Source organism: Pedobacter riviphilus (assembly GCF_014692875.1).
GTDB lineage: Bacteria > Bacteroidota > Bacteroidia > Sphingobacteriales > Sphingobacteriaceae > Pedobacter > Pedobacter riviphilus.
This window is the reverse complement of record NZ_CP061171.1, coordinates 4,278,078-4,304,501: the sequence shown is the minus strand read 5'-3', so window position 1 is coordinate 4,304,501 and position 26,424 is coordinate 4,278,078. Positions and strand designations below refer to the sequence as shown.

Here is a 26,424-nt window from a genome sequence, read left to right as displayed (position 1 = left end):
ACGCATGGAACAAAATAATTTGTTTCATATCTTTAATTTTTACCTCAACTTAAATAACCATGAAAAGAATACTCGTAATTGCATTATTTTTAACTTCCTTTAGCGCTTTTGCTCAAAATGCGAAAGAGAAGCAAGCCATACTTAATTTACTCGAAAAACAACGAACAGATTGGAACAAAGGTGATGTTGAAGCCTTTATGCAGGGTTATGAAAAATCAGACAGTTTACTTTTTGTAGGTAAAAACGGACCAACTTATGGCTGGCAAAAAACATTGGATAATTATAAAAAAGGTTACCCCGATAAATCTGCCATGGGATTTTTGGTGTTTGGTATAAAAAAGGTCGAATTTTTGAAACCCGATCTGGCTTTTGTGCTGGGCAGCTGGAATGTTAAGCGTGAAAAGGACGAATTAAAAGGATATTTTACGCTTTTGATCAAAAAAATTAAGGGCGAATGGAAGGTGATCGCCGATCATAGCAGTTAATTGTTTAATGCCTTAATATATTGAAGAACAGGATCAATACCCTTGATCTGATCAAGATAGCTTGTTTCAATATATCGGTCGGGTATTACCGGGTGTTTGGTTTTGTCGTTACAATTTGCCCCAAAATCTAAACTGGTAGAAACGCTGACACTGATTTTGCTGTTTGGTAATTGGAAGCGATAGCCTTCACCAAAGTCGTTTGTATTTTCGCCGGTAGATTCTCCCACCAAAGTAGCCAGCTTAAATTGTTTTACGCCATCAGCAAACATGTTCGCGCTGGAGAATGTCATCGGGCCAGTAATTAGGTAAACCTGGCCTTTAAAAAATGCATCTTCACTGGTGTATTTCGGTGCATAAGGTTCGCAGGTTTTGATCTGCCAAATGCTGTTGTTTTGCTCTTTCAGATATTGATTGCTGCTATCACCCTGTTTCATCAGTTTATCTTTATACAACTGGCTTATTTTCCAGTTTTTTCCGGTAGAGAGCATATATCTCTTTGAGTTAAAAAAGCCTAAAAGTAAATCTGCGTTGATGGAATTGCCTCCCGTGTTTTTTCTAATATCGATGGCAACAGCCTTAATGTTTTTTTGTTTTATTATAGTAAAGCATGAATCGAAAAATTTGAGGTAGGGGTGATAATCGCCAGCCAGGGTATTTAATTCGATATGTGCAACTTTATTATTCAATACGTTAAAAGCATAAGGTTTATTAACCAGATTTGGGAATGCATCACCTATTATATCATGTAAAATCGCACCTTTTTCTATTTCTTTGATCACTTTTTTCTGCTGATGCCGATAAACAACTTTGAAAGGTGGCCTTATTCCTGAAAGATAAAGGTTGTAGCCCATCATTTTAACTGCAATCTCATTTCGGTAAGTTTGAAGCCCGCCTACGCGCAATGCACTTGCCTTATAAAATTCTGAAACCGATATTCCATTTACCGAAATGATTTCAGCACCTGCAGGAATAATATCCCGAGAAGATTTTCCATCTGAATAAGCTTTACCATTTTTATCGGCAACAAAGGTCAGCGGTAAAAAGACTGGTTTCCTGAAATCTGCCTGAAAAATAGATTGTATAACGCTTGGTGCCGTATGGGCATCATTAATAATGCCTGTAATTTCTCCAAGTTTTAAAGTGAGAAATCTTGTCTCAATCGAATCAGGAAGTGAACGTTTTAGCTCATTTACTTTTTGCAGGTATTTGAATGATGAAGTAAATAAAAACGGATTATAATGAACCGCCCTTATCGTTTTATCAAGAAGTTCTATATCTTCAATTGCTTCTACTTTAGAAATTCGCTGTGCAAAGCCTGAAGAGAAAAGAAAAAACAGAAATAAAAAAGGTAAGGCGGTTTTCATTACATTAATTTATAACAAAGACGGAATAAAAATAGTTAAGGTTGCATTGAAAAACTATTCGCCCAGTTTAAAATCCTTATAATAATAATCTTTATCTGCATCGGTTAACTGGCGGATTACCCTGCATGGGTTTCCAGCTGCGAAAACATTATCCGGAATATCCCTTGTAACCACGCTTCCCGACCCGATGACCACATTTGAGCCTATTTTTACTCCCGGATTAACTACCACGTTGCCCCCAATCCAAACGCTGTTGCCAATAGTAATTTCCTGCGCCCACTCATACTCCTGATCACGTAAATGTGCATGGATAGGATGTCCTGCCGTATAAATGGCTACGTTTGGTGCAATAAAAACGTTGTTACCAATACTCACTTTGGCACAATCTAAAATAACGAGGTTAAAATTTGCGTAAAAATTATCGCCGATTTCGATATTGTAACCATAGTCGCATCTAAATGGAGGTTCTACGTAAAACATCCTTTCTGTTTTGCCGAAAAGTCTTTTCAGTAATTCCTTGCGCTGTTTAATAAATTTTGGAGCCAGGTTATTAAACTCGAAAACAATTTCGCGGGCTTTCAATCTTTCTTTTGCCAGCTCAGCATCACCTGCCTGGTATGCTTTTCCTGCCAGCATTTTTTGTTTTTCGCTAAGGATATTGTTTTCCATCTTTAGTATCTGATTTTTTAATTCTCGGTGTTTAAACGCAATAATAATAAAAAACGGGACTACCGTTACCGATGCCCCGTTGTATTTTTATCTTTTTAAATTTTACGGCCTGCCTTTGGCTAAAGCCCTTTCGGCAATTTTAACTGCTTTTTTCTCTCTCCAGTTGGCATATTTTTCTTTGAAGGTCATTTTTATCAGGCTATCTATTGCGCCATGGGTAAATAAGCTCCAAACACTGGCCACTTTACGCGAAATCGATTGGTCCCATGCCCTTAAGCTTAAAGAGAATGAACCATCTAAATATTTCATCCAGTGCCACATTCCGGTTGGCATAAATAAAGTATCGCCATGCTCTAAGAAAACTTCATAACCTTCTACACCATTCAGCGCCGGGAATTTTTCAAAATCAGGGTTGGCCACATCATAATCTTCTAAAGCATAAGTTGCATTTGGCAGGCAATACAATCTGTCTTTCCATTTATTGTCGAATAAAACAATATGTTTTCTGCCGCCAAAGTGTGTATGGAAAATATGCGGTAAATCAATATCGTAATGTAAAAAGGTTACGGAGTTAGAGCCGCCAAAGAACATTGCAGGCATGCTTTCGATGAAGCCGCCCATTAAATCTTTCGGGATTTTTACATCATTGATTAAACTCGGTACTTTTTTAAACAGATTAAAAAAGAATATGCGCAGTTCCGTTGGCTCGCGTTTAATTAGGTCAAGGTAATCGCCAAATTTCATATGCGCCGTAGCTGCATTAATCGGTTTTGATGGATCAGCTTTAGAGTTGTCGTAAAGTGGGACTTCAAGCTCGCCTCCAATTTCCTTTAAATATTCAGTCGTCCATTTTTCTCTGGCAGGCCAGTCTTTGGTTAGGCCCCTGATTACTAAAGGACGTTTAGTTTTCAGATAATTTTTCTTAAAATCTTCGGGAGTAATGCTCTCAACGATATCAACAGGTTTTAAAATGAAACTCATGCGCTTAAAATCGGTTATTTGTGCCGAACAACAAATGTGTAAATTTTATTTTATAAAATTGATGCTAACAGGTAAATGTGACTAAAATCACGTAATCTAAAATTAGTAAATACTTAACAATTTAATAATTACGCCTCAACTTTATTTTTAACAATTTCGGCATAGGCAGCGTCCCACAGGTCTATCCTTTTTTGTAGCGCCTGCTTTGCGGTTTTTTCTGCTTCGGCCCAAAAGGTTTCATCTTTTTCGCAAAGTTTCTCCGTCATGGAGAGTGCTAAATGGCTATGGTGATCACCATCTACTTCGATATGGCGCTCTAGGTAGTATTTAAAGATCGAAACTTTATCAGCCTGGGTGCTATTCAGGTCGTTTACCATGCTAAAAAACATGTTTGGAATTAAATCCTCGCGACCAAAAGTAAAACTTGCTGCCTGTAAATGTGTTTTTCCACTGTTAATGGTTTCGAAAGTAGCATTAACAAAATCTTTTGCAGTTGCAGGTACCTTTGCAATTTCGAAAGCCTCATTAAAGCTTTTCCCGTTTTTTAGTTCCTGTAAAAAGATATTGATAGGTTTTGTGTTTGCGCCACATTGCTCCATTGCATCCAGATAGAGTTCAAAGTGGCTCTTTATGGCTCCATTAGCATCCACATCCGATTCTTCACCTGCCACAATTTCATTGATCAATTGTCGGGTAACAGGATCGCCTACCGGAAACCAAGGTAAGGTAGTGCAGGTTAAATTAATTTGTAAGGCTTTAAGCAGCGACATGAAATCCCAAACAGCAAAAATATGATGTTCCATAAAAATCCGAAGATCTTCTATTTCACTAATGGCCGAATAAACTTTATGGCTAATAATTTCTTGCCTTAGTGGTTCTATCTCTTGCTGAATTTTTATAATGTTATGGTGCATATTGATTTTGCGTTAGGGCATTGGCTTTCAAGCCTCATCCTATCGTTAGCTTTTATTCTTATTTTGGTAAATTCTTCTCTAGTGCTCTGCTCGCTCTTTTAACTGCAAGTTCTTCTTTCCAGTGCATATACTTTTCACGGTAGTTTGCTTTCATAAAGTCGTCAAATTTACGCTGTAAAGTTAAGTTATACAAGCTTTTTGCTTTTACCGCCCAGCTTTTGTCCCATGCCCTTAAGCTAATAGAAAAAGAACCATCCAGGTATTTCATCCAATGCCAGTATCCGGTTGGCATAAATAAGGTATCGCCATGTTCTAAAAAAGCTTCAACACCCTGAACGCCTTTTAATGCAGGGAATTTATCAAAATCGGGGTTTTCCACATCATAATCTTCTAAGGCATAAGTGGCATATGGAATTTGATACAAACGTTCTTTCCATTTGTAATCAAATAAGATCACATGTTTTCGTCCATTAAAGTGCGTATGGAAAATGTGCGCCAAATCAATGTCGTAGTGTAAAAAGGTTACCGAACCTTTACCGCCGAAGAACATATTGGGGTAGCTATCCAAAAAACCACCCATTAAATCTTTTGGTGCGATGTAATCTTCGAGTATCTTCGGGGCAAATTTTATCGGATCGAACAAAAAGATACGCAGATCGGTTGGTGTTTCTTTAATCAGGTCTATATAATCGCCAAATTTCATTTCGGCTGCAGATGCATTTATCGGTTTAGAAGGATCGGCTTTAGAACTGTCGTAAAGCGGAACAGTTTTATCGCCAACAACTTCTTTCAAGTATTCCATTGTCCATTTTTGGTAAGCAGGCCATTTTTTGGCCATATTTTTTATTACCAAAGGTTTACGTGGTTTAAGGTAGTTCAGTTCGAAATCTGATTTAGATATGTCTTCAACTACATCTATCGGAGATAAATTGAATTTCATGTTAAAAAACTATTAATGCAGTAAAATTAAATAGTTAAAAAACACTATACATTACAAATGCGAAAACTTGAGAAAAAACTGACAATTCATCAGAAAAAGTCAGAAAGTATGTTTAATTAAAAAAATGCTACCAAGTTTGTGAATGGAGATTTGTATTATAATCCCTGATTTTTAAAAGATGATTTTTTATAAAAGAAAAAACGTTCTGACTTTTGCCAGAACGTTTTATACTGATTAAAAGGATATCTAATAAATTTTATTTTGGCATTAAAACGGTGTCAACAACATGGATTACCCCATTTTTTTGGTAAACATCTGCAATGGTTACGGTGCTTGTTCCGCCCTTTTCATCTTTTAACACTAATTTTTTGCCTTCCATCCAAGCCCAAAGTTTACCACCTTGCACAGTTTTAAGTTCAGCTTTGCCACCGCCAGCTTTAATTGCTTTTGCAATTGCTTTGCTGTCCATTTTACCGGCAACAACATGGTAAGTTAAAATAGTTGTTAAAGTTGCTTTATTTTCTGGTTTAACAAGATTGTCTACCGTTCCGGCAGGAAGTTTATCAAATGCAGCATTGGTTGGTGCAAAAACGGTAAAAGGACCTTTGCTTTTTAAAGTTTCTACCAAGCCAGCTGCTTTAACTGCCGCAACCAGTGTAGTATGGTCTTTTGAATTTACGGCATTGTCTACAATATCTTTAGTTGCATACATTGCTGCTCCTCCAACCATCGGGTTTTTTTGAGCGTAAACTTGAGTAGTGAATGCCATTGTAATTACGGCAAATGCGGATAAGATTAAATTTTTCATTATTTCTAATTTTAAGTTTCTGTTATTTGCTTCCATTTACGATGGCTTACAGATACTTGGTTTTTAGAAATTAAAAAAAAATTGCAATATGCTGATTGTTAGTATTTTATTTTTTTATTTGTAAAGGTACGGTAGTGTTACTTCGGGGCGGCTAGTCCCGTTTTTCGCTTAATCTTTTGGCTGTTCTTCGACTACGCTCAGAATTATGCCAAAAGGATATCGCTGCAACCGGGTTTAGATAAATTGGGCTCGTCCCTTAGTTGCATCCTTCATAAACTTTGTGTTTTAAGCTTAACGCCAACCTCAAAACGCAGTGCTAGTTCACCTTCGCCGTTCTTACCTTTTTAGAAAAAATTTTAGGGAAAAAGCGTTTCAATAATACTGCCCTGGTTTCTTTTCCGCCAATATAAACCTCTTCTTTTTTGTTGCTAACAGCCAGTACAATTTGTTTTGCACATTCAGCAGGTGTCATGGCATTTTCATGTGCATCACCCATTTTATTTAAGGGCTTACCATCTGCAGTAAGTGCATTGTAGGTTACATTTGTTTTGATAAAACCTGGGCAGATGATGGTGATGTCGATGTTTTTATCGTAAACTTCCGATCGGAGCGAATCGAAATAACCATGCAGCGCATGTTTTGATGCTGCATAGGTGGAACGGAATTTTGTGCCAAATTTCCCAACAAGACTACTAATTACAACGATCTGCCCACCGCCATTGGCAATCATCAAAGGTAAAACTGCTTTGCTCAGTACAACCGTTCCCCAGAAATTGGTATCCATAATCTGTTGCTCCGTTTGCAGATTGGTTTCTAATGCTAAACTCCGCTGACTTACACCACCGCTATTGATCAGTAAATCTATTTTTCCAAAAATACGGATCGCGTCAGCAGCTTTGTTGTCCAGTGTAGTTGTTTCGCTCAAATCGAATGGTAAAACATGTATATTAAAAGAGTTTTGGCAATTTCCTTTTACCCTGAACAGTTCATCGCGATTCCTTCCCGAGATGATCAGTTTGTTACCAGCTTTAAAATATTCATATACCAAGGCCTCGCCAATACCTGATGATGCGCCTGTAATCCATACAATTTTCGACATAATATATAATTATTGAATTAGAGAATGATTGAATGATAAACTCTTAAAAAGCATCCACTCATTCTCTAATTCGTTCCTTTAATCATTCTCAATAATAAACAATTCCGAAGCAATATGATCGGCAAATAATTTTCCGGTTTGACTTAAATAAATGTTATCTCCGTCAGCCACTAGCCAGTCTTTATCTTCGAAATTTTTAAGGTTGTGTTTTGTTTCTGTTAAAAAGTCTTTCCCGAAATCGGTATTTATTTTTTGTAAATCGGTTCCCCACATCGTTCTTAACGAAGTCATAATATATTCGTTAAACCGATCGTTCAGGCTGAGTTCTTCAACAATTTCCGGAAGTTTGTTATGGCCTAATGTTTCCATATACATGGCGTTATTAGCGGGGTTCATATAGCGGTTCTGGCCATTAAAGCCATGGGCTGATGGGCCAATACCAATATAATCTATTCCTTTCCAGTAGTTGGTATTATGCACTGCATAATGATCTGGCTTGGCGAAATTTGAAATTTCATAGTGTTCAAATCCGGCATCCATCAGTTTCTCCATCAAAATTACAAACTGAGCAGCACTTTGGTTATCGTTTACCGGAGTTTGTTTTTTGTTTTTAATGGCATGAGCTAAAGCTGTCCGGGGTTCTACTGTTAGGGCGTAGGCCGAAATGTGTGGAACCTCAAGCTCAATTGCTTTTTGAATATTACTTAGCCATTTTTGATCGGTAAGCAAAGGATAGCCATAAATTAAATCGAGGGTTAAGTTTTCAAAACCGGCATCCTGACTTCTTCTGATGCAATCTTCCGCTTCTTGGGCCTGGTGTGCCCTATTCATCCAAATCAGATCTTCATCATAAAAAGACTGTACACCCACGCTAAAGCGGTTAACAGGCAATTGTTTCAGTTCTTTTAATTTCTGAGCCGTTAAATCATCGGGATTGGTTTCTATGGTAATTTCGGCATTTGCATCAACCGAAAAAGTGTGGTTAATGGCGTCGAAGATCTTTTGCAAAGCCGTCTGCGATAAAATAGAAGGTGTTCCACCGCCAAAATAAATGCTTCCAACCTGTCCGCTGATCCGATCTTTTTTCATTTTGATTTCCTTGCAGATCGCATCAACCATTTCATCAGCATATTTTAAAGAAGTGCTAAAATGAAAATCGCAATAGTGACAGGCCTTTTTGCAAAAAGGATATGGATATAGATACCAGACATTGGAGCAAAGATAGTGAAGTTAAATTTTCTTTATTGTTATAAATATGAGTTAGCCAGCGTGCGTAGGTTATTTTAAATATAGTAAAGTAATAGCTTTACTTTTTAGTTGATAAGTAAAGCTATTGCTTTACTTGCGGTAATGCTTAAATGAATGAAATTACTTTCGCATTTCTTTGCTGCTGTAGTTTTTTAAATATCTTTTTTCATCTTTATCTCCATCCCAAACTTTTGTAACAGCCGAAATTTTATGCGGAAACTCTTTCTGTTTAGCAATCTGGATTTTTGCGTTCCTTCTAAAGGTTTTATTCCATCGCCTTTCATCTAACTTTTCTGAAGTTGCAGTTGTTATTCCAAATATTGACGTTTTCTTTTTTGAATTGGACATTATTGAATGCGTGCTATTTTTCCATAGTTGCTAAAGTTATTCATCAATCCATTTATTTTCTTTAGGTAAACAATGATTATTCAACTACTTTTGCATCCTTAAGTTTTGATTTACAGCATGCCGAAATTTATTTTCTTCTTGTTCGCGTTTGTATGGTCTGCTCATTTTGTAGCGGCACAAGAAATTCCTGTTCAAGCAGATAGCGTAGCTGTAAATCAATATCAGTATCGAAGGTCCCGGCCCGATTCGGCAACACTTGCCAGACAGAAATTTTCGACCGATTCGCTTGTTCATCACACCTGGGTGCTTCCTGATAGCTTAATTAATAAGGGGGCTTTGCTCGATACCATTGAAAAGGAATATCTTTTTCCTAAACTCGATTTACTGGCTTGGCAAAAGAAATACCAGCACCTAAAGAAAAAGGCGAATCCGTATCAGCTTGGCATAAAAATCCCAAAAGGCAATGTTGGTTTGCTGGGATTTATTTTTGGTATGCTCATCATCTTTGCGATTCTAAAAAATGCTTTTTTTAAGCAATTATCGGCAATCGTTCAATCGTTTTTTAGCAACAGGATTTTGAATAATATTAACAAAGAAGATAACCTGTTTAGTTCGTGGCCATTTTTATTGCTTTTTGTGCAGTTTGGTTTCGTTTTTGGAATGTTCTTTTTTCTGGTTGCGCAGTGGAATGATATGTATCAGGCTAAAGATGGGTTTAAGTTTTTTTTCAGTATATCCATTACTATAATTGTTTTTTATGCTCTAAAACTGGTTCTTTTGCGCTTTTTGGGATACTTGTTTAATGTACAGAAACCAGTGGGCGAATACATCTCTATATTGTACCTCAGTTACTTCAATGCTTCACTGCTATTTATCCCCCTGGTTGTTGCTTTTGCGCTATCGCCACTTAAATATGGTGCAATATATATCGTGTTGGCATTCTTACTGTTAGGCATAATTTTTGCATTTCAATTATTAAGGGCAGGAATTACAATACTTTCTAATAATAAGTTTTCTAGAATGCATTTAATTTTGTACTTTTGCGCCCTCGAAATATGCCCTATTCTAATACTAATTAAAACGATAGGGCTGTAGCAGGAAAAAGGAAAATGCAAGAAACGAACGACTCTAGAATCCGCAAAGTAAAAAGTATTTTGGTTACTCTACCAAAACCTGAAACAGAAAAATCTCCTTATTACGATTTGGCCAAAAAACACAATTTAAAAGTTGATTTTAGGTCTTTTATTCACGTTGAAGGTGTACCAGCAAGAGACTTTAGAAAGGATAAGATTAACCTGGCCGATTTTACAGCAGTAATTTTTACCAGCCGCAATGCAGCAGATCATTTTTTTAGAATCTGTGAGGAAATGCGTTATGAAGTGCCAGCAGAGCTGAAATATTTCTGTCTGTCTGAGACCATTGCTTTGTACCTACAGAAGTATATTCAGTATAGGAAGCGTAAAATCTTTTTTGGTAAGCAAACTGCAGCAGATTTAGCAGAGGTGCTAAAGAAACATGCAAACGAGAAGTTTTTATACCCTTGCTCTGATGTGGCTACCGAAGATACGATGAAGTTTTTGGAAAAAAGTGGATATAATTTTACTCCTGCCGTTTTGTTTAGAACAGTAGTGAGCGATCTTTCTGATCTAGCAGAGGTATTCTATGATGTTATCGCATTTTTTAGCCCGTCAAGTATCCAGTCGTTGTTTAAAAACTTCCCCGACTTTAAACAAAATAATACCCGAATTGCTGCTTTTGGAACCAACACGAGTAAGGCTTGTACCGATATGGATCTGATAGTGGATATTGCGGCGCCAACCCCAGGCGTTCCATCGATGACGATGGCCATCGAAAATTATATCAAAATATCTAATAAATAATACGATAAATAATTTATTCTAAGTCAATACAATAAATGCGTAACTTTACTGTTAGTAAGAGAGTTACGCATATTGTTGAACAAAATATAAGGTTGTTAGAAGATTGTTAATCTAACTTTAATTGCCTTTAAGTAATGATTTAACGTAAAATATTTGCTTTTGTAGATAATTTCAGTGATTTTTGATAAAATTGCTCCTAATCGTGCTGTGCACACTATAAAAATATGAAGAAAATCTACTTTCTAGCTATTGTAGGTATAACTGTAATGCTAGCAAGCTGTGGCCATGGCGGCCAAGGTGAGCTGGTTGGTGCTTATAACCGAAAATTTAAAAACGATAGAATCCCACTAGGAATGGTTTATGTGCCACCAGGGCATACGCCGCTGGGAGGATCGGATGAAGATATTACTTTCTCGCAGAATGGGCCAAGTAAAATGGTTACGATAAGTGCGTTCTTTATGGACCAGACCGAGATTTCCAATGCAGAATACCGCCAGTTTACCAACTGGGTACGCGATTCGATTGCCATCGGAATGATGGGCAACCCGCAACAATTTATGATTACACCAAAGGGAAATGCTGCAAATGCCGTTGGTGGGGATAAATACATCGACTGGAAAAAAGTTGGACCTAATGGTGCAAATATCTGGAGAAATAAGGGTAAAGGTGCCGCTGCCGCTCAGGTAAGCCAGTTAGACGGCATGTATTATTCGGGCCTTGATGCACTTCCGGGGAAAAAAGAACTTGACGTGCGTAAATTCGTATACTCTTATGCCGAATTAAACATGGAGAAAGCTGCTGCCGGACATAAAGATCCGAACAGCAAACGCCAGGATTATATCGATCGTTATACCATTGCTATTTATCCTGATACAATGGTATGGAAAACAGATTATTCTTATTCACAAAACGATCCAATGGTGCGTGGTTATTATAACCACCCTTCGTATGACGATTATCCTGTAGTTGGTGTAAGCTGGGAGCAGGCAAAAGCATTCTCGCATTGGAGAACAAGGTTATATGATGGTGTTGCTACAGCAAGAAAATTGCCTGCAGGATCTAGATCAGATTATAGACTACCAGCTGAAACTGAATTTGAATATGCTGCAAGAGGTGGCAATACCAAAACCAAATATCCTTGGGGAGGTCCTTATATCAGAAATACCAAAGGATGTTTACAGGCTAACTTTAAGCCAGGCCGTGGCGATTATTCGAGCGATGGTGGTATTTATACAGTAGGTGTAAGGTCGTATTTCCCTAATGATTATGGTTTGTACAACATGGCAGGTAATGTTTCCGAATGGACATTAACGGCTTATAATAAAGGTGCAAGCCCATTATTGCATGATTTAAACCCGAATTTTACTTATGATGCCGGTGCAACTGATAGCAAATACAAAAAGCGTAAAGTAGTAAAAGGCGGTTCATGGAAAGATACTGGCTATTTTCTACAAAATGCAGTATCAACATACGAATATCAGGATACACAAAGATCATATATTGGTTTCAGATGCGTTTCATCTTATCCTGGCACCGACTTAAGACATTAAACCAAACAAACTAAAAACTAAAGAAAAACATCAAAATTTTATGGCAGCAAAGAAACAACCAGGCTGGTTACACGTAGCGATTTCATGGGGAGCAAGTATTGTAATTATTGGAGCGTTATTTAAAATTCTACACATTGGTGGAATTATGGGTAACTATATGATCGGTCTTGGTCTTGGTGTAGAGGCATTTTTATTCTTTTTAACAGGATTTTTTCCGCCAGAGCCAGAACCAGCTTGGGAAAGAGTTTATCCTGAACTAAAAGCAGATTTTAAAGGAGAATTGCCAACTGCATCAGCAAGACCAGTTGCAGCAACAGCATCTAATACAGCTGCTTTAGATAAAATGTTATCAGATGCTAAAATCGGTCCTGAATTGATCGAAAGCTTAGGCTCTGGTTTGCGTACTTTTGGCGATAAAGTAGCAACAATTTCTAATGTTGCAGATGCATCTACAGCAACCAACGAATTTACAGGAAAAATTAAAACTGCTTCTGCTGGTTTCGATAATTTAAGTGCATCTTTTGATAAAGCTACAGCTAATTTGAAAGCAATGGGCGAGAGCAGTGTAGATTCTCAGGCCTACCATGATCAGGTTAGTAATTTAGCTAAGAATTTATCAGCATTAAATGCCGTATATGAATTAGAATTGCAAGATTCTAGCGCGCATCTAAAATCGATGAATAAATTCTATTCAAACTTATCATTAACCATGCAAAACTTTAACGAATCGATGGAAGATTCGAAACAGTTTAAAGAAGAGGTGAATAAGTTGGCTAAAAACCTATCATCGCTTAATGCAATTTATGGCAATATGTTATCGGCTATGAACGGCCCACGTGTATAATTTGTTTAGTTTTTAATTTTTAAAGGAAAAGCTACATCAAACATGGCAGGCGGAAAAGAAACAACAAGGCAGCGGATGATCAATATCATGTATTTGGTATTGTTGGCCATGCTCGCCTTAAACGTATCAGATACCATTTTAGATGCATTCAAAAATATCAATGATAGTTTGGATACTTCTAAAAACAATGTAAATACAAGCATTAATCAGTTATTTTCTGCCTTCGAAAATTCGAAGTTGAAAGAAGAGCCAGCCCGTGCACAGCCAATTTACGATAAGGCAAAAGAAGCACAGAAGGCCGCTGATGACTTAAATAATTATATTGAAAGCATTAAAAAAGAATTTACCAAGGCAGGTGATGGAATTGATCCAGAAACTGAAGATTTGGTAAATAGATCAAATCAGGATATTGCACAGAATATCATGATTAATCAAAAAAAAGCAGATGAATTAAAAAAGAGAATTAATGCCACACGCGAAAAATTAATCTCTTTGTTAGACAAAAATGATAGAGCGAATGTTTCATTCTCTCTTGAAGCTAAAGATCCTGCAAGAAAAAGAAAAGGAAACTGGCAAGAAACTTACTTTGGTGAGGGCACGCCATTAACTGCTGCAATGACGATTTTAACAAAACTGCAAACAGATACTAAAAATGCTGAAGCAGAGGTGGTTAAGAAATTATTCGGAAATATGGATAAAGCACAGGTTAATTTGGATCAGTTTGCGGCAGTTGCAGTAGCACCTACTTCTTATGTAATTCAAGGGCAACCTTATACTGCTGAAGTATTTTTAACAGCCAGCGATTCGAGATCAACTCCTGATATTACTGTTAATGGAAGTAAATTATCCGTTAAAGATGGTAAAGGAACTTATACCGGTGGTACAAGTAGTGTTGGTCAGTTTACATGGGTTGGTACGGTTCGTGTTCGCCAAACTGATGGTCAGGTAAAGGAATATAAAACTCAACCACAAACTTATCAAGTTGCAAAACCGTCAGCATCTGTTTCTTCAACAAAACTGAATGTAATTTATGCGGGTATTCCTAATCCATTTACAGTATCAGCAGCAGGTTTCCCGTTAGAAAGTATTCGTGCTTCCATTTCTGGGGTTCAATGTCTGGTGGTAACGGAAACTATAATGTTAATGTTCCAGGAAGTATGGTTGGTCAGGAAGTATCCATCAATGTATCGGCAAGTAATGCTGGCAAAACCGTTAGCTTAGGCTCGCAAAAATTCAGGGTGAAAGGTATCCCTGCTCCGGTAGCTAAAGTTGGTGGTCGCGCTGGAGGAGATGTGGCTTCGGTACAGCTAAAAAGCGAAACCGAAATTGAAGCCGATCTGGATGATTTCCCTTTCGATGTTAAGTTTAAAATACTGCGTTATAAATTAACAATTATCAAACCGCGTTCTGATGCTGTTACCATTCCGGGTAGTGGTGGAAGTTTCGCTGGTGCGGTTAAAGGTGCAATAAACTCGATTACACCTGGTACAAGAGTGTTTTTTGAAGATATTGTTTCTGTAGGACCAGACGGCCGTCAGAAAATTTTGCCTTCATTAGCGTTTAGTGTAAAATAAAAAGAAGATGAAAAGGATTTTAAGTATTGCCATTTTAGTTTTGTTAACCACATTTGCTTTTGCACAAAAAAAGCCAACCAAGTTAGCACCAAAGAAAGCTGCACCAGTAGTTGCCGCACCTCCTGTGGCAGATACGGTTAAAGCGCCTGTTAAAACAGCTAAAAAGAAGCTTAAGGTACCACCTAAAGATGGTTTCTATGCCCGTAAGGATATTGACAGTACTGAGATGGTTCCTTTGGCTGATGTGAGAGAAGAAGATGTTTTTTATGCCAAACGGATCTGGAGAGAGATTGATTTACGTGATACGGTTAACTCAGTCTTAAAATCGCCTAAATCGCGACTAATTGATGTACTAATTGCAGCAATTAAGAAAGACGAACTAACCGCATACTCGCCAATTGATAGTGCATTGAACGAAGATGATGCTTTTCTTAATCCTATGTCGGCAGATTCTGCTTCTAAATCGGCTTTGGGAACAGCAGAGGTTTCGAACAATAAAACCGGAACGGTTACTACTGTAGTAAATGATTTTAACCCAGAGTTATTCTTGAAATTCAGAATTAAGGAAGACTGGATTTTCGATACCAAACGCTCTGTTTTCGAGCCACGTATTGTAGGTATTGCACCATTAAAATACAATGAAGTTTCTAAACAATGGCAACCGGTATTTTGGGTTTATTATCCGGAGGCTAGAGAGATTTTAACGAAGAAACGTTTAATTAATACCAATAACGATGCTTCTTCTTTGAGTTTTGATGATTTCTTTATCCGCCGCTTATTTAGCAGCTATATTGTAAAAGAGTCAAATCCTGGAGACAATAAAATCAGAGATATTATTACCGATCCTAGAGAAAGGTTGTACGAATCAGAAAGGATTAAAAAATCTGTTCTTGATTACGAACAAGGTCTTTGGGAATACTAACCTTATTAAAAGGCTTCGATTTTGTCGGAGCCTTTTTGCTATATCGTCATTTTTACCCTGGTCTTGCAAAACACCTCCTTCAGAGTAGAAATCTTAATTCCTCTTATTCCTGGCTAAAATAAGCTTGAAGCGTAACTATCTGTTTTTTATTCAGTACTTGTGCCAGCTCTTTTTCTGTTGCTTCTTTAATCTTTTTAACCGATTTAAAATGGGTTAGCAATTTATCCGCAGTAGTTTTACCGATACCTTCAATCTGTTCGAGTTCTGTTTTAAGTGTCCCTTGATCGCGTTTTTTACGGTGGAAGGTAATTCCAAAACGGTGGGCCTCATCACGTAACTGTTGTATTACTTTTAAGGTTTCCGATTTTTTATCCAGATACAAAGGATAGGAATCACCTGGATAAAACAGTTCTTCCAAACGTTTAGCAATGCCAATTACGGTAACTTTGTTTTCTATGCCCAATAATTTCAAACTCTTCACAGCCGACGAAAGCTGCCCTTTACCGCCATCAATGATAATGAGTTGAGGTAAGGTTTGGTTTTCATCTAACATTCTCCTATAACGACGGAAAACGGCCTCTTCCATAGTAGCAAAATCGTTAGGACCCTCAACTGTTTTCACATTAAAGTGGCGGTAGTCCTTTTTAGAAGGTTTAGCATCTTTAAAGACAACTATTGCCGAAACCGGATATTTTCCTTGAAAGTTGGAGTTATCAAAGCATTCTATATGTTTTGGAAGCTGAGTTAAACGCAGGTCCTTCTGCATGGTCGTTAAAATACGGTTGGTGCGTAAATCGGGATTTAACTTTTCGTATTGATTTAGTTTCTCTTTTTTGAAGAACAATACATTTTTCTGTGAAAGTTCTAAGAGTTTTTTCTTTTCGCCCAGCTTAGGTACTGTAAATTTTAAACTTTCATCTTCCAATGAAGGTTCAAAAGGAACAATAATTTCTTTTGATGTACTGCTGAATTTTGTTCTGAACTCTAACATCGCCAGGGTTAAAATCTCATCGTCGCTCTCATCCAGTTGTTTTTTAACCTCAATAGTCTGCGTTTGGATAATCGTTCCGTTCATCACCTTCAGGTAATTTACAAAAGCATAACGCTCATCTGATGCAATACTTACAACATCCACATTGGTAATGGCGCTATTTACCACGGTCGATTTGCTCTGGTACTTTTCAAGTACTTCCAATCTCCTTGCGTATTGATGCGCCAGCTCGAAATTCAGGTTTTCTGATGCCGATTTAATAATCCCTTTGACCTCGCGGATTACATTTCCGATTTTACCATTCAGGATCTCTTTGATCTCACCTATGTTTTTATCGTAATCGGTTTCGGTCTGGTAATTTTGACAAGGCCCCTTGCAGTTACCGATCTGATACTCTAAACAAACTTTAAATTTTCCTTCGGCTATATTTTTCTCTGTTAAGGGCAAACTGCAGGTACGCAGCGGATAGGTTTCCTTAATCAGATCCAAAATAGTATGCATCATGCCTATAGAACCATAAGGGCCAAAATAGGTAGAGCCATCTTTAATCACTTTCCTCGTCCAGTAAATCCGGGGATAATTCTCATTTTTAACAATAATCCAGGGATACGTTTTGTCGTCCTTTAGGTTGATGTTAAATTTAGGCTGATGTTTTTTAATTAAACTATTTTCGAGTAGCCAGGCATCAATCTCCGTATCAACAATAGTGAAAGTAATTTTACGGATCTTGGATACCAGTACCCTTGTTTTGCCATTAAACTGGTTTCTGTCGCTATTAAAATAAGAACCCACGCGGTTGCGGAGGTCTTTTGCCTTTCCAATATACATGAGCTTCCCATCAGCATCCCAATATTGGTAAACACCGGGTTTATGTGGAATTGCGGTTAATGCTGTTTTATGGTCGAAACTGCTCATTATTAACAAAAATAATATTCGAGATGGAAATTTTGATTAAATGTTCCGATTTGCTGTATTTATAATTTGGGCTTACCCCCTAAGCTGCTCGAAAGGCTAGGCTTTCCGTTGCAATCTTTTGTTACATCTCGGCTGCGCTCAACTTTGCAACAAAAGGGTTTTCGCTGCTATCCTTCACGCAACCCCCCGTATATTAAAACCCTAGCTTCTCATCCAGTTCGCTGCTGCCTTCTTCCTGTTGTTGGTATTGGTTACAATCATAGGTAATCGAAACACCAGATTTTGGCGGCTCAAAATCCGCATGACTAATCTTTAAAGCTGGATTGGCATATACCCTTTTGATAAAACCTGCAAAAATTGGTAGCGCGGTATTGGCACCCTCACCCTGGTTAGTACTGATAAAGTGGAATGCCCTATCTTCGCAACCAGTCCAGATACCTGTTACTAACTGTGGCGTAATGGCCATAAACCAACCATCTGAGTTATTTTGAGTGGTTCCTGTTTTGGCACCTATCGGTGCATTTACATGGTATTTATAATTCAATCTCGATCCGGTTCCGTTGATTACTACTCCCTTTAGCATTCTGGTCATTACATATGCAACTTCTTCACTCATAATTGGTTTCGGTATTTCCTTTTGAGAAAACAATACTACGCCATTTTTATCTTCAATTCTCAATAAATAAATCGGTTTGGTGTAAGTTCCTTTATTCGCGAAAGCACCATAAGCACCCACCATATTATAAACCGATGAATCGAATGTTCCCAAACAAATAGATGGAAATGCCGGAACATTAGGTATGCCCATTTTGGTAGCTAAAGTAGATACGGCAACCGGACCAACCTGTTTCATTAAATAGGCGGTAACATAATTTTGAGAGTAAGCAAGGGCTTTTTGTAAGGTAATGCTTCCTGGTAATGGTTTACCAGAATTTCTAGGCGTCCATGGTTCGCCATAACCTTCTATCGTTACGGGTACATTTGGTACGGTGTAACATGGCGAATAACCATTTTCAATGGCTACGGCATAGGTAAATGGTTTTGCTGTAGATCCTACCTGCCTGGTTCCCATTTTAACCTGGTCGTATTTAAAATGCTCATAATTAATCCCCCCAACCCATGCTTTCACATGTCCGTTTGTTGGATCCATCGTCATCATGGCATTGCGCAACAACATTTTGTAGTAACGAACAGAGTCAATCGGCTTCATTACTGTATCAATATTACCTTTCCAGGTAAAAATGGTCATTTCGGTTTTGGTGTTAAAATCGTCCTTAATTTCATCCTCCGATTTACCTTCCAGTTTTAACGATTTATAACGGTCTGATCGTTTAATGCCCTGTTCAATCTGTAAAGCTTTGTCCTTGAAAGGATTTCTGCCTTTCCAGCTGGCAATAAACTGCGCCTGTAGAATCTTCATGTATTCCTTTTGTGCCTCTTCTGCATATACCTGCATGTCATAATTCAAAGTGGTATAAATTTTCAAACCATCTCGGTCTAAATCGTAAGGTGTACCATCAGGTTTGGTAATCGATTGCTCCTGAAAAATATTTTTGATATCATTTTTCAACACCGAACGGAAATATGGTGCAATACCATCGTTAACGGTTGCGGCATTAAAGTGCAGGTTTAAAGGTTTGTCTTTTTCTTCATCAAATTGTTGCTGAGTTAAAAGATCAGATTTAACCATCATGGCCATTACCGTATTTCTACGGTCTCTGGATCGCTCAGGGTGGCGTGTTGGCGAATACATGGTAATCCCTTTTTGCATACCCACTAAGGTTGCTGCCTGTGTTAAAGTTAATTTATCGGGAGTGGTATTGAAATAAACCCTTGCTGCCGATTTAATACCATAAGCCTGGTTACCAAAATCGACCGTATTTAAATACATGGTAATAATTTCCTCCTTGGTGTAATTGCGTTCTAATTTAACCGCAACAATCCACTCTTTAAACTTGGTTAGCACCAACGAGAAGAAATTAAGATTCGATTCCCTCGGGAAAAGATTTTTAGCCAATTGTTGGGTAATGGTACTTGCCCCTTGTTTTTTGCCAATTAAATTGTAGCCGATAATAGAAAAAGTACGTTTAAAATCTATACCGGAGTGCTCTTTAAAACGGGTATCTTCTGTTGCAATTAAGCCGTTAATTACATTTTCGGAAATATCTTTATAAGTAACATTCGATCTGTTCTGAACAAAATAAGTTCCTAGCGGACGACCATCTTCGGCAATAATTTCTGAAGCCTGATTACTTTTCGGGTGTTCGATATCCCTGAAAGAAGGTAATGCACCAAAAAGGCCCAAACCGATCATCGAAATGAAAATCGCAAATAAGGCTATTCCCCCAATCAGTATTTTCCAGATGATTAAACTATATCTTTTTGTTTCTTGTGCAGAAAGAGACTTATTCATTTTGTGTTGTATTTTCCATTAATCTCCAGAATAGAAGATTTTGGATGCAAATTTATTAATTTTTTATAGAATAGGTTTTTCGCTGCAAGCTTAAACCATGTTCCTTATTTGTAATTGTCTTTTAAAAACTCCAGATATTCGTTAATACGCGAACGGTCTGTTAGCTTTTCGAAGTTTTCTTTGCTGATGATAAAACCTTTATATAAGCTGGCCGGAACTTTCATAATGTTCTTTAATTGACCGATAATACTTGCTTCGTAAATTTTTGCATCTTCAAGATCGACAAAACTTGTGATGTAAATCAGTTGATCATTATCCAGTTCTACCAATTTATGTACCAAATCATTGTCAGGATAATTTCCGCGGTTAAATTGGCCTATACCGAAACGTGATGAACTCAGGGTTAAAGTGGCATCGGCCACGTCGATTACGTAATAATATTCTTCCGATTTTGCTGCACTAAAAATGCTGACAGGCTTTGTCGGATCAACTGGCTTAACTTCAACGGGTTTCGCAACAGGGGCAGATTCAACAGTTTTTTTAGCGGCATTATCTGTTACTAAAGGTTTTGTTGTAACGGTAATCGGTGTGGCCTGACCTACAAAACGTGGTGCGTTGGCATCGAAATCGATAAGGGCAAGCGGTCTTTTTTTAAATTCCTCAAGGTTTGCTTCTATATATTTTAAATGATCGCGTACCAATGGGGTAATAATTTTATCATTTGGATAAAGTGTGGTAATCTGGTTAAATTCGTTAAGCAGGGGATCAACCTTTGCTGTGCGGCCAATAGCAATTGCCTTTAAATAGGCGTATTGCGGTGCCAGATCATTATTAGGAAAAGCAGCAATGTTATCATCTGCTTGTTTTATCACATTAGCATAATCTTTTTTAGCATAGGCATCAAAGGCCACATTGTAATTGTTAATAGCAATGTTCTCCATCTGGGTCTGTTTGGCAGAGTAGGACGGATCTAAAATATTCTTTGCAAAATTAGATTCAGGGAATTTTGTTAGTACCAACTGTTTGTACTGATCTGATTTTGCTTCATCAATACCTTTATAATTGAGATATAAACTGTAATAAATGGCGACCAGGTGATTATTTTCAGGATATCTTTTAATCAGTTCGAGATATATCTTGTTTGCTTCTGATTTATCGTTCAGCTCCTGTTGATAAAAGCTTGCGATCTCGAAATAAGCGTCAATAATCTTTTGATCAGATATAGCCAATAGTGCTGGTGTGGTAGGCAAGGCATCTAAAAACTGTTTTTCTAATGATGTCTGGTCAGTAGCCGCTTGATTGGGTGCTCCATTTGCAGGTTTTATTTCAGTAGCTACATTTCCTCCTGCCAAAATCTGATTGGTTTCCTGAGCGGAAGATCGGGTACTTTGCCTCCAGTTATCTTCCAGCTGCCTATTGCCCCAGCGCTTTTTAAAATCACCAAAACCGTTACTTATTGCTGTGTTATTGTTAAAATAGAAGGTATTTCCGGCAATTTTGTTCGAAGCATTTAACGATTGATTAGGGAAATCAGGGTCGTTTAAATACTGGTTGCTAATTACTCCTCCGGTACTGCTAACCTCAACTTTTGGCGTTAAGTAAGCTTTAACCTTAGCCTCACGCTCACCTGTCGGAAGTTTTGCTATGGCTTGCGCAGTATCTTCTTTGGCGATAATAGTATATCGATCGGTTAAATATTGAAGATTGTTGGCTTTTTTAACAATGTTATCGTAATCAGGAAAATTTTTAGGTAAAATCATTACTGTGCTATCATAGTACAGTTTTGCCTTAATGTAGTTGTTAAACTCTTTAAAGTTTAAGTCTGCAATCTTTAAATAAGACAATGCTTTCTGGGTTTGGTTTCTTGTACTCTTTGCAACTGATTTATGGTAGTTTTCTTCGGCTTTTACAAAATTTCCTTCCGCAGAGAAAAGCTCACCAACCTGATAATAGATCTGATCAGTATAATCGAAATTTTTATCATCTTTTAATAAAGCCAGAAGCTGTTCTTCCTTGTTCAGTTTTACGCCGCTTAAAAGTGCACGTAGTTTAATACGGTTTAAATTGGCATGAAAATACATTTCGAAAGGGGCATTGCTTTTTTCTACCTTGGTGAAGTTAGCATAGGCATCCTGAAGATTCTTTTCTTTTTCCTGTAATTGAGCCAAAATAAAGCGCCAGCGAATACGAAGCTGTTTTTCGGCTGGGAGTGCAATGGCCGACTCTAAAAATAAAATAGCTTCTTTATTCCGTTTCTGATAAATGCGCATCTGAGCAGCAGTAGCCAAAGGTTCTGCCAGGTCTTTTTTTAATTCATCAGAAGCACGCAACATGGTATCGAGAATTTTATCGGCCAGCACCATATTGTTTAATTGCATTTGGCTACGTACTTTCCAGTTCATGGCCATAATAAATGTTTTTAGATCATTGTTATAGGTTTTAGCTGTATAATCAAAGTATTCTGTTGCGATAAAATAGTTGCCTTTTAAGTAATTAGCCTTGCCCAAAAGCATATAGGCATCATCAATATAATTACTAAAACTTTTATCGTTTATAACGGTTTGCCCTTTGGCAATCACATCATCAAGCTGTTTATTCGCTATTCCTGGTGTAAGCACTAAGTTTATCTGGGGCTCAGGATCGAGGTAAACAGACAGGGTTTTTTCATAATTATCTGCATAACTTTGCAATAGGCTCTCATTATACTCGGTTAATAAAACATTAGCGTTATAAATATAGTTATACCTTGCCGTTAAGTTCTGAAACCTACGATCTATTGCTGTATCTTTATTTGCGACACAGCCATATATAAGGAGGGCACTAAAAAAGATGAAGAAGGGATTTAAGTTTTTGTTAGCGTAATTTTTCAAGTATGATAAATCTCTTAGGTGGATATACAATAAACAATATATGTAGAAAAATATTTTATTTGGCAACAAATTTTAATTATTCAAAGTTAATTTAATTATTGCATTAAAAAATGGAAAATCAGAAAGAAGAAGATACAAAGAAAAAGGTAAATGCCGCTGCTAAATATTCTGCTATTGGCTTCCAAATGATTGCTACCATTGGTTTGCTTACTTTTATAGGTTACAAGATCGATGAGCATAGAAACAGTAAAACCAATTTAATTACCGCTGCTTTTGCATTGGCAGGGGTAGGAATTGCATTGTACCAGGCCATTAGGCAGGCTACGAGGGATTAGTTTTTAGTTGGCAATTTTCAGTTACCCCAAGTAAGATTAAATTGTATAGCGCAACTTTCAAGCAATTGTTAAATTGCTCAATGGTTTTATTATTGGTCGAAAGCGCCTAACAATCTAGCAATAAAACAATAATAACAATTAAGCAATCTTCATTAGTTACTTGATACTAAAAACCTTATCTTTGCAAAAGTTTTTATTTGCTAAGAAATTATTCCATTGACTCTAGCCAAATTTACCAGTATCTATTTCATTTTCGTAGGCTTATTAATAGGCGTTATCGCCGTTTTACCTTTATTATTCCCCAATACACAGCTTTTTGTAAATAACTTTTGGGTAATGTTCGGCTTTTTGGCTGGTATTACTTATATAGCCTACATGGTTGTCGATATAGGGATAAAACGAGATCCTGAAGTGGGTATTATGGCTATTATGGGATCAATTGCAGTGAAGATGTTATTTTGTATGGGTTTTGTGCTGATTTACAGTATAAAAGCAAAGGGAATTGGGCTTGTATTTCTGCTTAATTTTTTTTCTTTATATTTATTGTTTTCGGTCTTTGAAGTTTACTGTTTGTTACGTAACTTGCGCCACCAAAATTTAAAGTAAAAAACTGCCAATAAATGGATTGTAACCGAGTTTTTGTGTCTAAAGTTAAAAGGCTAACTATTGTTTTTACGCTTTTAATCGCGTTTTTATCTATCAAAATTGATACTTTCGCTCAGGTTGATAGCGCTGTTGTACCTGTTGATAGTGCTGTTGCCGGATCTTCCGAAGCTGTTTCGGGTGAACATGGCGCTGCTGGGCATGAAGAAAAAAAATTCGAACCTACCGAAGTAATTATGGAGCACATTGCTGATTCGCATGTGTGGCATCTTTGGGGGCATACTTCATTGCCTTTGCCAATAATATTATATACACCGAATGGTTTAGAGGTTTTCTCATCGGGCCATTTCCATCATGGAGAACAAGATTACCAAGGCGCTCATAATAAATATCGTTATGTGGCAGATGCTGCTAAACAAGCGATGGGGCAGAACTTCTTCAATAAAAACATTAAAATTGTTGGGGCTGATGGCAACGTAGATGAAGCTGCAACAGCGAAACTGATTGATTTATCTATTACAAAAAATGTAGCTGCTTTATTTTTGGGTGTTGCTCTTTTGTTAGTGATATTTATTTCGGTAGCAGGTGCATATAAAAAACGCGTTGGTAAAGCTCCAAAAGGTTTGCAGTCTTTCTTAGAGCCAATTATGGTTTTTGTAAGAGATGATATTGCCAAGCCAAACATTGGCCATAAATACGCTAAATTTTTACCGTTTCTTTTGAGTGTGTTTTTCTTTATTTTGATTAACAACTTATTGGGCTTGATTCCTATTTTCCCAGGCGGATCTAACGTAACAGGTAATATAGCTGTAACTTTTGTTCTGGCTTTATGTACGATGATTATTGTTAACCTAAATGGTAATAAATATTACTGGAAGCATATTTTATTGCCTGATGTGCCAAAATGGATGTACATCATCATGATTCCAGTAGAGTTGATTGGAGTAATTTCTAAGCCTTTTGCTTTAATGGTACGTTTGTTCGCGAACATTACCGCTGGTCACATTATCGTATTAAGTTTAGTATCCCTGATCTTTATTTTCAAAAGTTTCGGAATCGCTCCGGTTTCAGTTGCATTCGTTTTATTTATGGATGTATTGGAGTTACTGGTAGCATTTTTACAGGCTTTTATTTTTACATTATTAACTGCCTTGTTTATTGGTATGGCAGTAGAAGAACATCATTAACAGAAAACTATTTTTTACAAATTAATATAAATTAAATTAGTTATGGTAGGTTCAATCGCGGCAATTGGTGCCGGTTTAGCAGTAATCGGTGCAGGTATCGGTATCGGTCAAGTAGGTGGTAAAGCAATGGAAGGTATTGCTCGTCAACCAGAAGCTGCATCAAAAATTCAGACTGCAATGATTATCGCTGCTGCCCTTATTGAGGGTGCTGCTTTATTCGGTGTTGTAGTTGCGTTCTTAGGAAACAATCCAGCGTAATTACACTGAAAGAAATAAGGCTGGAATTTAACGATTGGTTATTTTCCAGTCTTTATTAGAAGATTAAGATTAAAAAAATTAGATAAAATGGAATTAGTTACCCCAAGTATAGGATTAGTTTTCTGGACCTTTATTGCTTTTATACTGTTATTAATATTGCTAAAAAAGTTTGCTTGGACCCCAATTATGGGAGCTATTCACGACCGTGAGCAAAGCATTGATGAGGCCCTTAACAAAGCTGAATTGGCCAAACAAGAAATGGCGCGTTTAACCAGCCAGAATCAGGATTTGATGCAACAGGCCCGTGCAGAACGCGATGAGATTTTAAAGGAAGCGAAAACCTTGAAAGATGGTATCTTAAACGAAGCTAAAAAACAAGCTCAGGTTGAAGGTGCTAAATTGATCGAGAAAGCTAAAATCGAAATCGAGAACCAAAAGAAAGCAGCTTTAGCTGAAGTTAAAGACCAGGTTTCTTCTTTATCATTAGAAATTGCAGAACGTGTTTTACGTACGCAATTAGATGATAAAGCAAAACAAGAAACTTTAGTAGCTAACTTGTTAAAAGACGTTGAATTAAACTAAGCGTATTGCGTAAAGCGATAAGCGTGTTAAACGCCAGCCGCTAAACGCCAACCCAAAAGATATGTCAGAAATTAAAGTTGCAAGCAGATACGCCAAATCATTAATAGACCTAGCCGTTGAAAACAATGCGTTAGAAGCTTCTTATAATGATATGGTTTTGTTTGAGAAAGTGGTTGATGAAACCCCTGAACTAGAAGCAATATTAAAAAACCCGATTGTACCTTTAGATAAAAAGACTGGTATTTTGAACGGTATTTTTGCTGATAAAGTAAGTAAACTAACCATCTCGTTTTTCAAGATTGTAGTAAACAAAGGCCGTTCGGCGATTTTATTTGCCACCGCTAAACAGTTCGTTCAACAATATAACTTAATTAAGGGTATTGTTACTGCTGATGTAACTACTGCAAGTGCGCTAAGCCCTGCTGCTAAAGAGCAGATTGTTGCAATTGTAAAAAGAGAATTAAACGCCAACCAGGTTATTGTTAACGAAAAAATTAACGAAAAATTAATCGGTGGTTTTATATTAAAAGTTGGTGATAAGCAATTTGATGCAAGTATTGCCAGCGGTTTAAGTAAACTAAGAAAAGAATTTGCGCAGTAAGCGCGAGGCCATAAGCGTATAGCGGAAAACGCCATGCGACAAA

25 protein-coding genes and 1 pseudogene are annotated in these 26,424 nt (G+C 37.3%); 14 read left to right on the top strand and 12 right to left on the bottom strand.

Annotated features, from left to right (window positions below):
- Positions 1-59: 59 nt before the first annotated feature.
- Positions 60-485, top strand: coding sequence for a YybH family protein (locus tag H9N25_RS17635; RefSeq protein ID WP_167297212.1), 426 nt, complete (start codon positions 60-62; stop codon positions 483-485).
- On the opposite strand, the gene H9N25_RS17630 is transcribed toward H9N25_RS17635, so the two are convergent.
- The 9 genes and pseudogenes from H9N25_RS17630 to H9N25_RS17590 all read right to left on the bottom strand — a co-directional run bounded on the left by H9N25_RS17630 (position 482) and on the right by H9N25_RS17590 (position 8,856).
- On the bottom strand, positions 482-1,849 hold the full coding sequence (locus tag H9N25_RS17630) for a S41 family peptidase (protein ID WP_190326720.1): 1,368 nt from the start codon (positions 1,847-1,849) through the stop codon (positions 482-484). The genes H9N25_RS17635 and H9N25_RS17630 overlap by 4 nt on opposite strands.
- A 54-nt stretch (positions 1,850-1,903) precedes the next feature.
- Positions 1,904-2,518 (bottom strand): sugar O-acetyltransferase, encoded by a 615-nt coding sequence (locus tag H9N25_RS17625; RefSeq protein WP_190326719.1) that lies wholly within the window; start codon positions 2,516-2,518, stop codon positions 1,904-1,906.
- Between the two features lie 102 nt (positions 2,519-2,620).
- Entirely contained in the window at positions 2,621-3,499 is an 879-nt protein-coding gene (locus tag H9N25_RS17620; RefSeq protein ID WP_167297210.1) for a cupin-like domain-containing protein, read from the bottom strand.
- Between the two features lie 128 nt (positions 3,500-3,627).
- Positions 3,628-4,413 carry a DUF3050 domain-containing protein gene (locus tag H9N25_RS17615; RefSeq protein ID WP_190326718.1) on the bottom strand — a complete coding sequence of 262 codons (786 nt, stop codon included), beginning with the start codon at positions 4,411-4,413 and terminating at the stop codon, positions 3,628-3,630.
- A gap of 58 nt (positions 4,414-4,471) precedes the next feature.
- On the bottom strand, positions 4,472-5,353 hold the full coding sequence (locus H9N25_RS17610; RefSeq protein WP_167297208.1) for a cupin-like domain-containing protein: 882 nt from the start codon (positions 5,351-5,353) through the stop codon (positions 4,472-4,474).
- 256 nt (positions 5,354-5,609) lie between these two features.
- The gene (locus H9N25_RS17605; protein ID WP_190326717.1) at positions 5,610-6,161 is read right to left on the bottom strand and encodes a fasciclin domain-containing protein; all 552 of its coding nucleotides are present in this window, start codon (positions 6,159-6,161) and stop codon (positions 5,610-5,612) included.
- Between the two features lie 316 nt (positions 6,162-6,477).
- The gene (locus H9N25_RS17600; protein ID WP_167297206.1) at positions 6,478-7,260 is read right to left on the bottom strand and encodes an SDR family oxidoreductase; all 783 of its coding nucleotides are present in this window, start codon (positions 7,258-7,260) and stop codon (positions 6,478-6,480) included.
- Positions 7,261-7,338: 78 nt separating this feature from the next.
- Positions 7,339-8,397, bottom strand: a pseudogene (gene hemW / locus H9N25_RS17595) (radical SAM family heme chaperone HemW); the annotation flags it as partial.
- Positions 8,398-8,628: 231 nt separating this feature from the next.
- On the bottom strand, positions 8,629-8,856 hold the full coding sequence (locus tag H9N25_RS17590) for a hypothetical protein (protein WP_190326715.1): 228 nt from the start codon (positions 8,854-8,856) through the stop codon (positions 8,629-8,631).
- A gap of 117 nt (positions 8,857-8,973) precedes the next feature.
- Here H9N25_RS17590 and H9N25_RS17585 point away from each other — a divergent pair, with 117 nt between their 5' ends.
- From H9N25_RS17585 to porN, 7 genes are all read left to right on the top strand, one after another.
- Positions 8,974-9,951: a DUF4271 domain-containing protein gene (locus H9N25_RS17585; RefSeq protein ID WP_190326714.1), complete on the top strand. Its 978-nt coding sequence runs from the start codon at positions 8,974-8,976 to the stop codon at positions 9,949-9,951.
- A 14-nt stretch (positions 9,952-9,965) separates the two neighbouring features.
- Positions 9,966-10,736: a uroporphyrinogen-III synthase gene (locus H9N25_RS17580; protein ID WP_190326713.1), complete on the top strand. Its 771-nt coding sequence runs from the start codon at positions 9,966-9,968 to the stop codon at positions 10,734-10,736.
- Between the two features lie 224 nt (positions 10,737-10,960).
- Complete coding sequence (gene porK, locus H9N25_RS17575; RefSeq protein WP_167297201.1) at positions 10,961-12,286, top strand: T9SS ring complex lipoprotein PorK/GldK; 1,326 nt, start codon at positions 10,961-10,963, stop codon at positions 12,284-12,286.
- A gap of 40 nt (positions 12,287-12,326) precedes the next feature.
- A complete protein-coding gene (porL, locus tag H9N25_RS17570; protein ID WP_167297200.1) occupies positions 12,327-13,130 on the top strand; it encodes a type IX secretion system motor protein PorL/GldL in 804 nt (267 codons plus the stop codon).
- 42 nt (positions 13,131-13,172) lie between these two features.
- Complete coding sequence (gene porM, locus H9N25_RS17565) at positions 13,173-14,351, top strand: type IX secretion system motor protein PorM/GldM (protein WP_330221049.1); 1,179 nt, start codon at positions 13,173-13,175, stop codon at positions 14,349-14,351.
- Positions 14,288-14,704: a GldM family protein gene (locus H9N25_RS25335; RefSeq protein ID WP_330221048.1), complete on the top strand. Its 417-nt coding sequence runs from the start codon at positions 14,288-14,290 to the stop codon at positions 14,702-14,704. Before porM ends, H9N25_RS25335 begins: the two co-directional genes overlap by 64 nt.
- A 7-nt stretch (positions 14,705-14,711) precedes the next feature.
- On the top strand, positions 14,712-15,626 hold the full coding sequence (gene porN, locus H9N25_RS17560; protein ID WP_167297198.1) for a type IX secretion system ring subunit PorN/GldN: 915 nt from the start codon (positions 14,712-14,714) through the stop codon (positions 15,624-15,626).
- A gap of 103 nt (positions 15,627-15,729) precedes the next feature.
- Here the strand turns inward: porN and uvrC are convergent, their stop codons facing one another.
- From uvrC to porW, 3 genes are all read right to left on the bottom strand, one after another.
- A complete protein-coding gene (gene uvrC / locus H9N25_RS17555; RefSeq protein WP_190326712.1) occupies positions 15,730-17,532 on the bottom strand; it encodes an excinuclease ABC subunit UvrC in 1,803 nt (600 codons plus the stop codon).
- Between the two features lie 193 nt (positions 17,533-17,725).
- The gene (locus tag H9N25_RS17550) at positions 17,726-19,945 is read right to left on the bottom strand and encodes a transglycosylase domain-containing protein (RefSeq protein ID WP_190326711.1); all 2,220 of its coding nucleotides are present in this window, start codon (positions 19,943-19,945) and stop codon (positions 17,726-17,728) included.
- A gap of 104 nt (positions 19,946-20,049) precedes the next feature.
- Positions 20,050-22,815, bottom strand: coding sequence for a type IX secretion system periplasmic lipoprotein PorW/SprE (gene porW, locus H9N25_RS17545; protein ID WP_190326710.1), 2,766 nt, complete (start codon positions 22,813-22,815; stop codon positions 20,050-20,052).
- A gap of 110 nt (positions 22,816-22,925) precedes the next feature.
- Here porW and H9N25_RS17540 point away from each other — a divergent pair, with 110 nt between their 5' ends.
- The 6 genes from H9N25_RS17540 (at position 22,926) to atpH (ending at position 26,381) form a co-directional block, all read left to right on the top strand.
- Positions 22,926-23,150 (top strand): AtpZ/AtpI family protein, encoded by a 225-nt coding sequence (locus H9N25_RS17540; RefSeq protein ID WP_167297194.1) that lies wholly within the window; start codon positions 22,926-22,928, stop codon positions 23,148-23,150.
- A 216-nt stretch (positions 23,151-23,366) separates the two neighbouring features.
- Positions 23,367-23,756, top strand: coding sequence for a hypothetical protein (locus tag H9N25_RS17535; protein ID WP_167297193.1), 390 nt, complete (start codon positions 23,367-23,369; stop codon positions 23,754-23,756).
- A 14-nt stretch (positions 23,757-23,770) separates the two neighbouring features.
- Entirely contained in the window at positions 23,771-24,940 is a 1,170-nt protein-coding gene (gene atpB, locus H9N25_RS17530) for a F0F1 ATP synthase subunit A (RefSeq protein ID WP_190326709.1), read from the top strand.
- A 42-nt stretch (positions 24,941-24,982) separates the two neighbouring features.
- Positions 24,983-25,198: an ATP synthase F0 subunit C gene (gene atpE / locus H9N25_RS17525; protein WP_113947677.1), complete on the top strand. Its 216-nt coding sequence runs from the start codon at positions 24,983-24,985 to the stop codon at positions 25,196-25,198.
- A gap of 87 nt (positions 25,199-25,285) precedes the next feature.
- Positions 25,286-25,780 (top strand): F0F1 ATP synthase subunit B, encoded by a 495-nt coding sequence (locus tag H9N25_RS17520; RefSeq protein ID WP_190326708.1) that lies wholly within the window; start codon positions 25,286-25,288, stop codon positions 25,778-25,780.
- A gap of 61 nt (positions 25,781-25,841) precedes the next feature.
- Positions 25,842-26,381 (top strand): ATP synthase F1 subunit delta, encoded by a 540-nt coding sequence (atpH, locus tag H9N25_RS17515; RefSeq protein WP_190326707.1) that lies wholly within the window; start codon positions 25,842-25,844, stop codon positions 26,379-26,381.
- Positions 26,382-26,424: the final 43 nt, after the last annotated feature.